The organism is Veillonella sp. 3891, assembly GCF_003992315.1.
GTDB lineage: Bacteria > Bacillota > Negativicutes > Veillonellales > Veillonellaceae > F0422.
The window spans coordinates 32,747-48,893 of the sequence record NZ_RQVE01000013.1 but is presented as its reverse complement, the minus strand read 5'-3'; the positions used below and the strand labels follow the sequence as shown (position 1 = coordinate 48,893).

Below are 16,147 nucleotides of genomic sequence, written 5' to 3'. Positions count from 1 at the left end.
AGAACTTTAGTGATTGCTGCTGTTAAAGTAGTTTTACCATGGTCAACGTGACCGATAGTACCAATGTTAACGTGTGGCTTATTACGTTCAAATTTTGCTTTTGCCATTTTGAATTGTCCTCCCGGATAATTAAAACTTTATATATAGTAATCCTGCGGGGCTAGAAGCCCCACTGGATGCACTTTTGATTAGCCATTTTTCTTAGCTTGAATTTCTTCAGCAATTTTCTTAGGCACTTCTTCGTAATGATCGAATGTCATGGAGTAGTTACCGCGACCTTGAGTTTTGGAACGTAGGTCAGTAGCATATCCGAACATTTCGCTCAATGGAACATATGCTTTGATATGTTGGGAACCGTTGCGAGCTTCCATTCCATCCATACGGCCGCGACGGGAGTTCAAATCACCGATTACGTCGCCCATGTATTCTTCTGGAACTTCAACTTCAACAGCCATGTATGGTTCAAGTAATGCTGGGTCAGCTTTACGAGCACCCTCTTTGAAGCCCATGGAACCTGCAATTTTGAAGGCCATTTCAGAGGAGTCAACATCATGGTAGGAACCGTCAAATACGATAACTTTGATGTCAACCATTGGATAACCAGCGATAACACCGGATTCCATAGCCTCTTTAACACCGTTCTCAACTGGTCCAATGTATTCACGAGGAATAGAACCACCAACAACTTTATTTTCAAATTCGAAACCAGCACCTGGTTCTTGAGGAATGATTTCCAACCAGCAATGGCCGTATTGACCTTTACCACCAGATTGGCGAACGAATTTACCTTCAGATTTAACTGCTTTGCGAATTGTTTCACGGTACGCTACTTGAGGTTTACCTACATTACATTCAACCTTGAACTCACGGTTCATACGGTCAACGATGATGTCAAGGTGAAGCTCACCCATACCGGAAATAATTGTTTGACCAGTTTCTTCATCAGTACGAACTTTGAAAGTTGGATCTTCTTCAGCCAAGCGAGCTAAAGCCATACCCATTTTTTCTTGGTCCGCTTTAGTTTTTGGTTCCACAGCAACAGAGATAACTGGTTCTGGGAATTCCATGGATTCAAGAATAACTTGCGCTTTGTCATCACAAAGTGTATCACCAGTAGTAGTATCTTTAAGACCTACTGCAGCAGCGATATCACCAGCGTACACGCGTTCGATTTCTTGACGGCTGTTAGCATGCATTTGCAAGATACGGCCGATACGTTCTTTTTTGCCTTTAGTAGAGTTGAATACATAAGAACCAGACTCTAATGTACCGGAGTACACGCGGAAGAACGCTAATTTACCAACATAAGGGTCAGCCATGATTTTGAAGGCTAACGCAGCGAAAGGACCGTCATCAGTGGAAGGACGAGTTGTCTCTTCACCAGTGTTAGGATCGATACCTTTGATTGCTGGTACATCTGTTGGAGCTGGCATGTAGTCAACTACAGCATCTAGCAACATTTGTACACCTTTGTTTTTGTAGGAAGAACCGCAAAGAACTGGGAACAATGTGTTTTCACACACAGCTTTACGAAGAGCTGCTTTAACTTGTTCTTCAGAAATTTCTTCACCTTCCAAATATTTTTCCATCAATTCGTCATCAGTTTCAGCAACTGCGTCAACTAACATTTCGCGACGTTCTGCTGCCACATCAGCATATTCTTCAGGAATTTCAGTGATTTCGTATTCTTTTCCGTCATCACTGATGTAGATTTCAGCTTTCATAGTTACCAAGTCAATGATACCTTTGAAAGTGTCTTCAGAACCGATAGGCACTTGGATAGCTACGCTATTTGCACCTAAACGAGATTTCATCATATCAACTACGCGGAAGAAGTCAGCACCTACTGTATCCATTTTATTTACATAAGCGATACGAGGTACGCCGTATTTATCCGCTTGACGCCATACTGTTTCAGATTGAGGCTCAACGCCACCTTTCGCACTGAATACAGCTACGGATCCGTCTAGTACACGAAGGGAACGTTCTACTTCTACTGTAAAGTCTACGTGACCAGGAGTATCGATAATGTTGATGCGATGACCTTTCCATTGAGTAGTAGTCGCAGCGGACGTGATTGTGATACCACGTTCTTGCTCCTGCTCCATCCAGTCCATCGTAGCAGCACCTTCATGTACTTCACCGATTTTGTGAACTCGACCAGTATAGTAAAGGATACGTTCCGTTGTGGTTGTTTTACCAGCATCGATGTGAGCCATGATACCGATATTACGAGTTTTCTCTAAAGAAACTTCTCTTGCCACTTATATTTCTCCTTAACTAATTACCATTTGTAATGAGCAAATGCTTTGTTAGCTTCTGCCATTTTATGAGTATCTTCTTTTTTCTTAATAGCTGCGCCAGTGTTATTGAACGCATCCATTAATTCGCCTGCTAAACGTTCTTTCATAGTGCGTTCACCACGAAGACGAGCATAGTTTACCATCCAGCGAATACCTAGAGATAAACGACGATCAGCACGAACTTCAACCGGCACTTGGTAGTTAGCACCACCGATACGGCGAGCACGCACTTCTAATACAGGCATTACATTTTTTAAAGCCTGATCAAAAACTTCCATAGGGTCTTGACCCATTTTGGAACGAATAATTTCAAATGCATCATATACGATGGATTCAGCAATGCCTTTTTTGCCATCGTACATTACTTTGTTAATGAAACGTGTTACTAATTTGCTATTGTACACCGGATCTGGTAGTACATCGCGTTTCACAACAGGGCCTTTTCTTGGCATGTCAATTCCTCCTTTAACGATGTGTGTTCTCTAATCTTATGCTAAATTATTTTTTAGCACGTTTCGCGCCATATTTGGAGCGGCTTTGCATACGATTTTGTACGCCAGCTGTATCCAATGCACCACGAACGATGTGATAACGCACACCAGGAAGGTCCTTAACACGACCGCCTCTGATAAGTACAACGCTGTGTTCTTGTAAATTGTGACCAATGCCTGGGATGTATGCAGTTACTTCAATACCGTTTGTCAAACGAACACGGGCAACTTTACGAAGCGCGGAGTTCGGTTTTTTAGGCGTAGCTGTGTATACACGAGTACAAACACCACGTTTTTGTGGACACTCTTTCAAAGCTGGAGAGTCAGATTTACGCACTAAAGATTTACGGCCTTTACGTACTAACTGGTTAATAGTTGGCATGTGGGCACCTCCTTTCCAAACAATTAGATTTATAATTGATCCGCTCGATGATAGATCGTTCGGATATTACCAAAACTAGCGAAGCACGCCGATTGCGGCAGCTCCTACTTTAATGTGAGCAGCTTGTCCCAATTCTTCCATCGTGTGATTACGATTGACTGGCACATTATGCTCTAAACAAATTTCCAGAATCGGCAAGATAAGTCGGTCATCGCTATCAAGACCTACAAATACACACTCTACTTCATCACGACTCACCGCTTTTCGCGTTTGCTTCGCTCCTATTGTGAGATTTGCATTTGAAAGCATATCGATTGTCATATGCGTCTCCTTCTCATTCGTTACTTACTTTAGGGCGCACTGCCCCTTAAGTACTTTACTAGTTTACCATTCTTTATATGCCATGTCAAACGATTTTACCCCTTATAAATCGCTACAATAAAGCATTTTATATGTACATGTATCCGTGCGGTTCAAAAATATTATTTTTTGTATATTTTGCGTTAGTTTTATGCAGATTTTATATCTTATTTGTATGTATATACAATATATTTTCTTTTAGTATTTTATCTATGCAAAATTGATATAGTATTTTTCTATATTTCCTTATAAAAATAACGGATAACTCCCTTATAGGTTGTCATCCGTTATTCCTTTAGACAATCTTAACTCGCTATCTAAGCTCGTCATACTGCCTTATATTATTCTGCTGTTTCTACATCTGTAGTTTCATTGACTACATCTGCATTGACAACTTCTGTATCTACTACTAGATCTTCTAATTCAGGTGTATGTTTCACTACTTTAATCTTACGATAACGGCTCATACCTGTACCAGCTGGTATCAATTTACCAATGATAACATTTTCTTTTAAGCCAAGTAATGGATCAATTTTACCTTTGATCGCTGCTTCTGTAAGAACACGTGTTGTTTCTTGGAAAGAAGCTGCTGACAAGAAGCTGTCTGTTGCCAAGGCTGCTTTGGTAATACCCAACAGTGTACGAACACCTGCGGCTTCTTTTTTACCATTTAAGCGTAAACGACGGTTTTCATCTTCAAATGTATTTACATCGATAGAATCTCCTGGTAATACATCTGCATCACCAGCATCTTCAATTTTTACTTTATGTAACATTTGGCGAACGATAACCTCGATATGTTTGTCGTTAATTTCTACACCTTGAGATTTGTATACTTTTTGAACTTCATATACTAAGTAACGTTGCGTTGCTTCTGTACCCATGACACGCATGATGTCATGAGGGTTAATGGATCCCTCTGTTAAACGGGCACCTAAGGATACTACATCGCCATCTTTCACAATGATACGAGATCCGTAAGGGATTAAGTAATCAAACTCTTCACCCTCAGCTGTTGTAATGAAGATCGTATTCGTACCTTTTTTATTGTCGTTAGGTACGACACGTACAGTACCTTCTACTTCTGCAATGATGGCATTACGTTTTGGACGACGTGCTTCAAACAATTCTTCGACACGAGGCAAACCTTGCGTGATATCGTCACCGGCAACACCGCCTGTATGGAACGTACGCATTGTTAACTGTGTACCTGGTTCACCGATGGATTGTGCTGCAATAATACCTACTGCTTCGCCCACTTGTACTTGTCCGCCAGTACCTAAGTCACGACCATAACATTTCATACATACGCCATATGGAGAACGACAAGTCAATACAGAACGGATTTTCACTGTGTCGTAGTGTTTTACTACTTCATCAGCTAATTCGTCGGTGATTTCGCCATTCAATGGAACGATCACTTCACCTGTTTCTTTATTGATTAATTCTTCTGCTGCTGTACGGCCTACGATACGATCTTTCAATGGTTCGATAACGCCAGTACCTTCTACGATAGCTTCTACTTCAATGCCATGAATTTCATTATTACGTACTTGGACTTCTTTTACATCAGAGCTCAAGATAGCTTCGATACCTTCTTCTGTTAACGCTGTATGAGCAGGGAAGATTTCTACACCTTCACTATCGATAACAGGATATACAGTATCTTTACCCAACATATTTTCAATCATGGTATTGCGCAATGTGGTACGAATAGTGTCATCCACTTCACCTAATGCAATGGTTTGAACAATATTAGTATGGTTGATATCGCTGTCGCTACCCAACTGTGCTCCACGCAATGCAATGGATTTCACTTGAGATTCTGCTAATGCTTCAATAGTTGCTTCTGTTACGATGCTTTCAGCGTCAGCAATCACTTCACCAGTCATAGGATCCACTACATCGCGATCCAATACACGACCGATTAAATCATCTTTTAAGTATGTCAAGGCATCTTTTGTATTGCGCGCTAAGCGAGCTCTTTCACGAGCTAAATCAATACCTACTACGTCGCAATCTTCTTCACGAACGATAACATCTTGGGATACGTCAACAAGACGGCGTGTTAAGTAACCGGAGTCAGCTGTACGAAGCGCTGTATCGGCCAAACCTTTACGTGCACCATGAGAGGATGTAAAGTAATCCAATACGGTCAAACCTTCTTTAAAGTTTGCTTTGATTGGCAAGTCGATGATACGGCCAGATGGGTCCGCCATCAAACCACGCATACCCGCCAACTGACGGATTTGTTGTTTGTTACCACGGGCACCAGAAATCGCCATCATATATACTGGGTTAAAACCGTCTTGGTCAGCCGCCATATTATCCATCATGGCTTCTGTTACATTGTCGATAGCTTCATTCCAAAGGTCGATCGTTTTACGGTAACGTTCTTCTTCTGTAATTAAACCACGACGATATAGACGGGATACTTTATTAACTTCTGTATCTGCCTCTTCTACGATACCAGCTTTTACTTCTGGTACTTTGATATCCGCAATAGCGATTGTCATACCTGCACGACGAGCGAAAGAGTAACCCAAGGATTTGATACGGTCAAGCAATTCTGCTGTTTTTTCATTACCGAATGCTTGGAAACATTGGTCTACCAATTTACCAACCATTTTCTTATCCATGACTTTACCCAAGGACCATGTGCCGTCTTCTTCTTTCACAAATTGACGGATTTCTGGATATAAAGCTTCGTTGAAAATCAAACGACCTGCTGTTGTTTTAACTAGACCATATCCTTCGATACGAATATAGATAACGTCTTGTAAGCCGATTACACCAGAATCGTATGCTAACATCACTTCATCATAATTAGCGAAGCGTTTCGCTTTATCTTCTGTGCCTTTACGAACTACCGTTAAGTAGTATGTACCCAAGATCATATCCTGAGATGGAACCGCTACTGGCTTACCATCTTTCGTAGATAAGATGTTATGGGATGAAAGCATCAAAGTACGCGCTTCAGATTGTGCTTCTACGGACAATGGTAAGTGACACGCCATTTGGTCACCGTCAAAGTCGGCGTTGAAGGCTGTACATACTAATGGATGCAATTTGATAGCACGGCCCTCCCAAAGGATTGGTTCGAAGGCTTGGATACCTAATCTATGCAACGTAGGGGCACGGTTTAGTAATACTGGATGTTCTTTGATAACTTCTTCCAAAGCTTCCCAAACACCAGGACCAATACGTTCTACTTGGCGTTTAGCAGCTTTAATATTGCTCGCTTGTCCACGTTCTACCAAACGTTTCATCACGAATGGTTTGAACAATTCCAATGCCATCTCTTTTGGAAGACCACATTGATGCATTTTCAATTCTGGACCAACTACGATAACGGAACGACCAGAGTAGTCAACACGTTTACCCAACAAGTTTTGACGGAAACGACCTTGTTTACCTTTTAACATATCAGATAAGGATTTCAATGGACGGTTACCAGGGCCTGTCACAGGACGGCCACGACGACCATTATCGATTAACGCATCCACAGCTTCTTGTAGCATACGTTTTTCGTTGCGCACGATAATATCAGGAGCACCTAAATCCAATAAACGTTTTAAACGGTTATTACGGTTGATAACACGACGGTATAAGTCATTCAAGTCAGATGTGGCGAATCGACCACCATCTAATTGCACCATTGGACGCAATTCAGGTGGGATAACTGGTACTACATCCATGATCATCCATTCTGGACGGTTGCCAGATTGACGGAATGCTTCTACTACTTCTAAACGGCGAACAGCACGAACTTTACGTTGACCTGTAGCAGTTTCTAATTCAGCACGTAACTCATCGTTCAATGCTTCTAAGTCTAATTCGCAAAGCAATTCTTTAATGGCTTCTGCACCCATATCGATACATACGAATGTATTTTCTTCTAAGGCACCAAGCTCTAATTTTTCTTCACGAGTTAATACTTCATATTCTTTTTCTTCTTCTGGAATTTCAGTATTTGCTGAAAGCTCTGCATTCACAGCTTCTTTGTGTTTAGCAGAATTGATCAATTGCAAACGTTCACGACGTTGTGCAATAGTTTCGATGATAACACTTTTACCGCCAATTTTATACTCAGGCTCGTTAAACATAGCTTCGTATTCACGGAATTCAGTTTCAAATAACAATTGTTGTTTAGACAACGGAGATTGACCTGGATCCACTACGATATAGGCTGCAAAGTATAATACACGTTCCAAAGAACGAGGGGATATGTCAAGGATCAATCCCATACGAGATGGGATGCCCTTGAAATACCAAATATGAGACACTGGTGTAGCCAATTCAATATGACCCATACGTTCACGACGTACTTTAGCGCGAGTGACTTCTACACCACATTTATCACAGACAACACCTTTATAACGGATGCGTTTATATTTTCCACAATGACATTCCCAGTCCTTAGTTGGCCCAAAAATGCGCTCACAGAATAAACCATCTCGCTCTGGTTTCAAGGTGCGGTAGTTAATTGTTTCAGGTTTTTTAACTTCTCCATGAGACCACTCCAAAATTTGTTGTGGCGAAGCTAAACCGATTCGCATGGAATCAAATTCATTTACGTCTAGCACTGTATGCTCCCTCCTTTACGAGATAGTGGTATTACTCATTATCAGAAGATTCTACATAGCCACTAATTTGGCTGATAATATCGTCTTCTTCACCTGCTGTCACAGGCTCTTCTTCTACAATATATCCGTCAGGTGTTCCTTCTACTGTGGAAGCTTCTCCTTCTGTAGTTGCTTCTGTAGTGCCTTCTTCCATCACTTCACGAATATCATCATGACGTGGAACATCATCATCATCTAATTCTTTGATAAGAACTTCTTCTTGATCTTCGTTCAAGATTTTCACGTCAAGACCGATACTTTGTAATTCTTTCAACAATACTTTGAAAGATTCAGGTACGCCTGGTTCAGGAATATTTTCACCTTTTACGATTTTTTCGTACGCTTTTACACGGCCTACAACATCGTCAGACTTTACAGTTAACAACTCTTGTAGTGTATAGGCTGCACCATACGCTTCAAGAGCCCACACTTCCATCTCACCGAAACGTTGTCCACCGAATTGAGCTTTACCACCCAATGGTTGTTGTGTAACAAGGGAGTACGGACCTGTAGAACGAGCATGAATTTTATCATCTACTAGATGATGAAGTTTCAACATGTATACGTAACCAACGGTAACCTTGTTATCCATTCTTTCGCCTGTACGGCCATCGTACAATACAGTTTTGCCATCATCATCACGACCAGCAATGCGAAGTGTATCGAATACGTCACTTTCATGAGCGCCGTCAAATACTGGTGTTGCAATATGGATACCTGCTGTATCAGGTTTTGGCATACCATATGTATCATAGTCGTAACCATATTTTTCCAACTCAGCGCGTAAGTGACTGCGTTTTTCTCGTACATGGTGAATTGTGTCGATCACAGTAACCACACGACGAAGTGCGCGCAATTCTTCTTCTAAGTCTGGTTCCATTTCTGGACGTTCTGCTTCTACATCGTCAAATGTTTCAATACCTAATTCATAGATACGTTTTTCTTCTGCTAACAAGAAGTCATAGCGAGTTTGTCCGCCCAATTCTTCAAATTTATCTTGTGCACGATGTAAAATTTTATCTAATGCCACTACTTTTTGACTGTCGATTTGTTTATCTGTTTCCAAATAATTTGCAATCGTCGGATCTGCAATGGCTTGTTCTAGACTTTCAATTTCTGCGTAGATATCTTTGATACCGTCGATACCATCCCAATATGTGCCATTCAATTTAGCTTCGTTTAGTACTTCCTTGATTTTTAGGTCTGTTGCTTTAATTTGCATACCCAATCCTTGTACTGCCCAGCCTAAATGTGTTTCTAATACCTGTCCGATATTCATACGAGACGGTACGCCTAATGGGTTCAATACGATTTGTACTGGTGTACCATCTGGCAAGAATGGCATATCTTCTTGACGCATAACGCGAGAAACGACACCTTTGTTACCATGACGGCCCGCCATTTTATCGCCTTCGTGGATTTTACGTTTTTGTGCAATATATACACGAACTACTTTATTAACACCTGGTTGTAATTCGTCACCATTTTCACGAGTAAAGATTTTAACGTCCACAATTTTACCTGCTTCACCATGTGGTACACGCAAGGAAGTATCGCGAACTTCACGTTCTTTATCGCCAAAAATCGCACGCAATAAGCGTTCTTCTGGAGTTAATTCAGTTTCTCCTTTAGGAGTAACTTTACCAACTAGGATATCACCAGGTTTAACTTCTGCACCGATGCAGATAATACCGTTTTCATCCAAGTTTTTAAGGTTATCATCACCAGTATTTGGCAATTCACGAGTGATTTCTTCGGCACCTAATTTAGTGTCACGAGCATCACATTCGTATTCTTCAATATGGATGGATGTGTAGATATCTTCTTTACAAAGTTCTTCACTTAATAAAATCGCATCCTCGTAGTTATAACCTTCCCAAGGCATGAACGCTACCAACACGTTGAAACCTAATGCTAATTCGCCGCCATCTGTAGCTGGACCATCTGCCAATACTTGACCTTTCACAACGGATTGTCCACGGTATACGATTGGTTTTTGGTTAAAGCATGTAGATTGGTTAGAACGCATGAATTTGTTCATTTTATATACGTCTACACGACCATTATCACGTTGTACATGGACTTCATTACCCCAACAACGTGTGACAATACCCGCTTCTTTTGCTAATACGCAAACGCCGGAGTCTGTAGCCGCTTTATATTCCATACCTGTACCTACTAATGGTGCTTGTGCACGAAGTAGAGGCACCGCTTGACGCTGCATGTTCGCACCCATCAAGGCACGGTTCGCATCGTCATTTTCTAAGAATGGAATCATAGCAGTACCGATGGATACTACTTCTTTCGGACTTACGTCCATATAGTCTACTTTATCTGGAGATACTTCTAATACATCATGACCACGACGACATGCGATGTGTTCAGATACGAAGTATCCTTCTTCATCAATGCGAGAGTTCGCTTGGGCAATTGTCATGCCTTCTTCTTCATCAGCTGTCATATACACAACTTGGTCTGTAACACGAACTTTCAACACTTTGTTAGCATCTTCGCCTGTACCATATACTTTTTCAATTTTACGGTATGGTGCTTCGATGAAACCAAATTCATTCACTTTCGCGTAGTTAGACAAGGAGTTAATCAAACCAATGTTTGGACCCTCTGGAGTTTCGATTGGACACATACGGCCATAGTGAGAGTGATGCACGTCACGAACTTCGAAGCCTGCGCGCTCACGAGATAAACCACCAGGTCCTAGTGCAGATAGACGACGTTTATGTGTCAATTCGCCCAATGGATTTGTTTGGTCCATGAACTGGGACAACTGGGAAGAACCGAAGAATTCTTTGATCGCTGCCACAACTGGACGAATGTTCAATAAAGCTTGTGGAGTGATGACAGAAATGTCTTGGATTGTCATACGTTCTTTGACCACACGTTCCATACGAGTTAAACCGATACGGAATTGGTTTTGTAACAATTCGCCTACGCAACGAAGACGACGGTTACCCAAATGGTCGATATCATCAGTTTGACCAATGTTTTCGATCAAGTTCATCATGTAACTTACGTTAGCAATCATGTCTTCACGAGTCACTGTACGATGACTGAATGGCAAGTTGCTGTTGTTACAAATGACTTTTACCACAGTACCTTCTGTATTTACTACAAAGAACTCAGGTACTACATCGCCACTGTACACACCGCTATTAGCCACTACATCAAGAACTTCTTCGTTCACATAGGTATTCGCTTCTACGATGATTTCGCCATTTTCGTCTACGATTGGTTCTGCCAAAATTTGACCGAACATGCGTTGACGCCAGCCCAATTTTTTATTTAATTTATAACGACCTACACGAGCTAAATCATAGCGACGAGGGTCAAAGAATAAGTTATCGAATAAGTTACGAGCACTTTCCACAGTTGGTGGTTCGCCTGGACGAAGTTTTTTGTAGATTTCTACCAATGCTTCATCAGCGGATTGTGTGCTGTCTTTTTCTAATGTACGAAGTAAACGTTCATCGTATTCTGGATGACCATTTTCGTCCACTTGTCCATTCCAGAATAATTCCAAGATGGATTCGTTCGTTTCCCAACCTAATGCACGTACTAGTACAGTAGCTGGCAATTTACGGTTGCGGTCGATACGTACGGACACAATGTCGTTCGCATCTTTTTCTAACTCAATCCAAGCACCACGGTTCGGAATCACTGTGGAATCATACAAACGGTTACCCATCGTATCGATGCTGCCACCGTAGTATACGCCAGGAGAACGAACTAATTGGGATACGATAACACGTTCCGCACCATTGATGATGAACGTTCCTGTATCTGTCATCAATGGGAAGTCGCCCATGAATACTTCTTGTTCTTTAATATCTGGATTCTCTGGATCATTGTTAACAAGACGAACATTGACACGCAATGGTGCTGCATAGGTAGCATCACGGTTTTTGCATTCGTTAATGTCGTATTTTGGTTCTCCAAGGCTGAAACCTTCAAAGGAAAGAGCTAGCTTTCCTGAATTGTCTTTAATCGGAGAAATATCGTTAAAAATATCTTGTAAACCGCTCTCTAAAAACCACTCATAAGACTTGCGTTGCACGTCTAACAAATGTGGCATTTCGAGAACTTCGTTGATCTTAGCGTAGGTATATCGAGTACGCTTACCCACCTGCTCAGGTTTGAACATGTTCTTTTCACCCCTCATAAAAATTGGCTTACATATTCTATAACGGTATGACTGCAGACGATTCCAGGTCTCAGTTTTCCTGCTGACCAATGACAAAATAAGCAAGGCTCGTAATTTTTTCTTGTGAACCTTGCTTTCCTCATTTCAGCACAACCTTGGATATATTCCTTCATCAATTCAATGTTATAGTTACTTTTTTGCAATTAAATATTATAATCTTGTTATCTCTATTTGTCAAGGATATATTCACTGAAAGTCTATAATAAATCTATAGTAGTCGAACATTTATGACACAACCTCTTAACGATGTATGTAAGAAGTACTCTACGATATATTCATTAGTTACTAGCGCTTCATTTCAATACTGACAAAAAAAGCAAAAAAGACTTGGTACACAAACATGTTATTCGTTCGTATCCAAGTCCTTTTCTTTCACCATCTGCACGGCGCCCACTGGGCATATGGCATAACAGTCACCACAGTGAATGCACATATCCTGATGGATGACATAGCGATCACCTTTGCGTGTGATGGCCTGTACAGGACAATCCATAGCGCAGCCAGCACAACACACGCAAGTGTCTTTAATATGAAAGTACATAGGCAAGCCTCCTAGTCTTAGTATACTACGAGGCTTACTATTCGCCTATATATTACCAAATATATTTTACGCCTACATTACCACGGTATCCTTTATAATAGGATCCACCTAAGTTTCTTTCAAAGCGAACATCACCATACACATACCAGCGATCATCTTTACGCCATTGTGCACCGATACCAAGTTCACCAATGGTGCGTCCATAATCACCACGAAGAGTATCTTCACCAATATGAACGGCATAAGCATTTGTGAATGTTCTCCAAATATTGGCTACGCCGTATATAGTACGAGAGACAATGCCATTAGCATTATACTTTTCACGAGATAAACGAGCACCAATACGTCCCACCAATGTACCATGACCTCCATGAGATACTACTTTATCAGTACCATGAATACCATGCATTTGTAGGTAAGAGTATACCAATTGACCTTGTGGTTCTAAAATGGTGCGTCCACGTTTCGTTTCACGCAACACGTAAGGACGACCTGTTTCCACAGAGCCTGCAAGACCCCAGCCAGACTGTTTTTCTCTATCATGACCTACCGCTTCATAAGCATTGCGAAGTAAGCTTACTTGACCCACCCAATCGATGTATTGATCATGGGCACCGTATTTTGTTCTTGTAAGCCCTAGGGATAGATTACGTACTGCACCCGTGCCAGTTTGTAAATCCGTAGCTTGCTTACCTTTATCATCTGTATTGAAGTTATCGTAGAACTTAGCTTGACCATATTGATACGCTACATAAGCACCATTAAAGCTTGTAGTACCATCTTCTTTTGTTTTCACATTCCAATCACGGCCTAATTGAATACCTCGTGTATGTAATGTATACCCAAAACGACTTCCATCATGGTGTCCGTAATCTTTGATCACTTTTGCCCACATCGGATATTGATCATCCTCTTGATGATGCGCATAGATAACGCGACTCATAGGATAGCCTTTATTCTGCCATTGCTCATGTAAAGTGCGAGGGTTTTCACTACGACGTTCATGTAAGGTACGTAGAATTTGCCCCATCATACGAGTGTTCACTTCTGGCATTTGTGTATACCCAGGAGTTCGTTTGTCTAACATTGGCGTTTTGTTCAATCCAGTCAGCGTCCAGAACCACTCATGTTTGCCTTCTTTCACACGATGAGCTAATTTTAATTCACCAGCACCTGTCGTTTTAGCCACCCCTGTGAAAGCCCCTTCTTCGCTAGATTCTACATCAGCACGGACCACAGGCACCGTATTTTTATTCAAATCAGCTGCAATAGAACCAATAGAGCCATCGATCACAGCTTCTGTGCCATCTGCTGCTACAGGTACTACTGTGGTAGAGCCTGTCGCAGTACCAGTAATATGCACTAAGTCAGATACAGAATTAGCCCCTTCTTCATCACCAGGAGAATCCCATTTCGTGTTCATTTTGATAAAGCCATCTTTACCTGTGTAGTTGCCATTCAATGTCAACACATCTGCATAGGACTTGTTAACTGTCGTAATGATACCGCCTTCATTTTTGAAATCAGATACAGTGGTACCATCTTTTTGTACAGTTGTTACCGTATATTCTGCTTTAGCATCATCTGTTAAGTTTGTACCCGCATCAAGAATACCACCATTAGACAATGTCACAGTAGTAGCTGTAGACTCTTGCGCACCTGTCAAATCTTCTTTCTTCGCTAATCGCCATGTAGCATCTTTATCCACGGTCATGTGTAACGTAGATCCTTTATCGGCATGGATTAGACCTGTTAAAACAGCTTTATCTGCAATCGTTGCTGTTAATTCAGACGTAGCTCGGTCTGTTTCTACAGTGGCCTCAGCATTTTCAGATTTAGCACGAATAGCCCAACCTTTTTTTGCTGCTGTGGCTTCCGATAATTCACCGGAAAGAGTGAATTGGGCGTTTTTGACACTTTTTGCACCCCAGTCGAAATGACTTCTTAAAACACCTTCTTTGCCTAATATGCCCGCGCCCCAGATTAAAGAACCATTTTTCTTAAATTCTGCATTCGCCAAAATTAAATCATCTACCTCTGACGAAGTCGATAACTTTGTATTATGAAGGTTCACTATACTATTAATATTTTCTTTCCCACGGGATAAAACTTCTTTAAATTTAAAGAATGAATAGTTAACTGCTCCTAGGTTTTTATAATCAAAGGTATCAAATACAATGGCATTAGTGCTAGATTTAATTTCGGAAGCTTCTTTTGTGTTAGCACCGGTAACAGTGAACTTTGAATCTTTGTCAAATAGTCGTATCGCTCCAGAACCACGATATTCTTTTCTATCCAATGTAACGACACCATTCGTTCCTGTTGTATCTACAGTCAATTTTCCATTTGCAATAACCTGAGCTCCCACACCTGCATCACCATTACCTGGTTTACCAATCTTAATGCCTGCAGAATTGATACCATTAGCCTTTACTACAATCGACGTATCTCCATCAAATGTAGCCTTTGCATCTGTACCTGATACATAAGCTCCCACTAAATAATCCGCTACTTTATCAGCACTTTTATCCTCTACAGTAATATTTACATTACCAGTACTATGGAACTCAGGCTTTGCACCATCAGCTCGGTATACACGAATCCCAGACATTTGATATCCCGTTTCAAACTTTCCTCCAGGAATCGGTACACCCGTAAAATTACCTCTTTTAGTATCTTCTGTATTATTAACTACTATATTAGCATTATTAACTGTAAATTTTGTTTCAACACCACTACCAAGCCAATTATATCCAACAGCTACACCATAGGCTGCATCAGAATCTGCACTTTGAGGCGTATTAGCTTGTCGATTTGACTTCGTCACGGTTACATTTAAATTCTTAATATCCGCCGTAGATGTACCACGCACGATCATGCCTTTTGGACGATTGTTAACAGCGGTATCACCTGGCTTAACAGTAATCGTAAGATCATCGGCTGTTAATTTTCCGTTGATCACATTGATGCCTAAACTTTCATCAGATTTATTATCCATTGTAAGGTCTAGGTTTTCTGCCCCAGTAATAGTCAAATGACCACCTGATACACCAACACCATCTTTAATGAAAGTATCAGTTCCCCCAGCTACTGTTTCCTCAGCGGTATAACTCGTTTGATTTTGCAATGCACCATAACTTACGCTGGTCGTCAGGGCATATGCCGCCAGTAGCGCCCCCATCGTCATCATACTACGTTTTCTCATGCTTCTTCTCCTTACTTTCTA

At 41.1% G+C, this 16,147-nt stretch carries 9 protein-coding genes; all 9 read right to left on the bottom strand.

The annotated features are described in order from the left end of the window. The coding region (locus EO118_RS07190) for a GTP-binding protein (RefSeq protein ID WP_149306083.1) at positions 1 to 107 on the bottom strand (107 nt) is incomplete at its 3' end. A gap of 81 nt (positions 108 to 188) precedes the next feature. Then, complete coding sequence (gene fusA / locus EO118_RS07185) at positions 189 to 2,264, bottom strand: elongation factor G (RefSeq protein ID WP_127069299.1); 2,076 nt, start codon at positions 2,262 to 2,264, stop codon at positions 189 to 191. A 20-nt stretch (positions 2,265 to 2,284) separates the two neighbouring features. Continuing rightward, entirely contained in the window at positions 2,285 to 2,755 is a 471-nt protein-coding gene (rpsG, locus tag EO118_RS07180) for a 30S ribosomal protein S7 (RefSeq protein ID WP_009353884.1), read from the bottom strand. Positions 2,756 to 2,801: 46 nt separating this feature from the next. Then, positions 2,802 to 3,176, bottom strand: coding sequence for a 30S ribosomal protein S12 (rpsL, locus tag EO118_RS07175; RefSeq protein WP_126939305.1), 375 nt, complete (start codon positions 3,174 to 3,176; stop codon positions 2,802 to 2,804). 75 nt (positions 3,177 to 3,251) lie between these two features. After that, entirely contained in the window at positions 3,252 to 3,497 is a 246-nt protein-coding gene (locus EO118_RS07170) for a ribosomal L7Ae/L30e/S12e/Gadd45 family protein (protein ID WP_127069298.1), read from the bottom strand. A gap of 380 nt (positions 3,498 to 3,877) precedes the next feature. After that, a complete protein-coding gene (gene rpoC, locus EO118_RS07165; RefSeq protein WP_127069297.1) occupies positions 3,878 to 8,122 on the bottom strand; it encodes a DNA-directed RNA polymerase subunit beta' in 4,245 nt (1,414 codons plus the stop codon). Positions 8,123 to 8,153: 31 nt separating this feature from the next. Next, positions 8,154 to 12,320: a DNA-directed RNA polymerase subunit beta gene (gene rpoB / locus EO118_RS07160; RefSeq protein ID WP_127069296.1), complete on the bottom strand. Its 4,167-nt coding sequence runs from the start codon at positions 12,318 to 12,320 to the stop codon at positions 8,154 to 8,156. 403 nt (positions 12,321 to 12,723) lie between these two features. Further along, positions 12,724 to 12,921: a DUF362 domain-containing protein gene (locus EO118_RS07155; RefSeq protein ID WP_127069295.1), complete on the bottom strand. Its 198-nt coding sequence runs from the start codon at positions 12,919 to 12,921 to the stop codon at positions 12,724 to 12,726. Positions 12,922 to 12,973: 52 nt separating this feature from the next. Continuing rightward, positions 12,974 to 16,126, bottom strand: a complete 3,153-nt coding sequence (locus tag EO118_RS07150) for an autotransporter outer membrane beta-barrel domain-containing protein (protein ID WP_206168274.1) — start codon at positions 16,124 to 16,126, stop codon at positions 12,974 to 12,976. Positions 16,127 to 16,147: the final 21 nt, after the last annotated feature.

Coding starts and splice junctions, on each gene's coding strand:
- rpoB (WP_127069296.1), bottom strand. CDS start 12,320: ATGTTCAAACCTGAGCAGGTGGGTAAGCGTACTCGATATACCTACGCT.
- EO118_RS07170 (WP_127069298.1), bottom strand. CDS start 3,497: ATGACAATCGATATGCTTTCAAATGCAAATCTCACAATAGGAGCGAAG.
- EO118_RS07155 (WP_127069295.1), bottom strand. CDS start 12,921: ATGTACTTTCATATTAAAGACACTTGCGTGTGTTGTGCTGGCTGCGCT.
- rpsL (WP_126939305.1), bottom strand. CDS start 3,176: ATGCCAACTATTAACCAGTTAGTACGTAAAGGCCGTAAATCTTTAGTG.
- EO118_RS07150 (WP_206168274.1), bottom strand. CDS start 16,126: ATGAGAAAACGTAGTATGATGACGATGGGGGCGCTACTGGCGGCATAT.
- rpsG (WP_009353884.1), bottom strand. CDS start 2,755: ATGCCAAGAAAAGGCCCTGTTGTGAAACGCGATGTACTACCAGATCCG.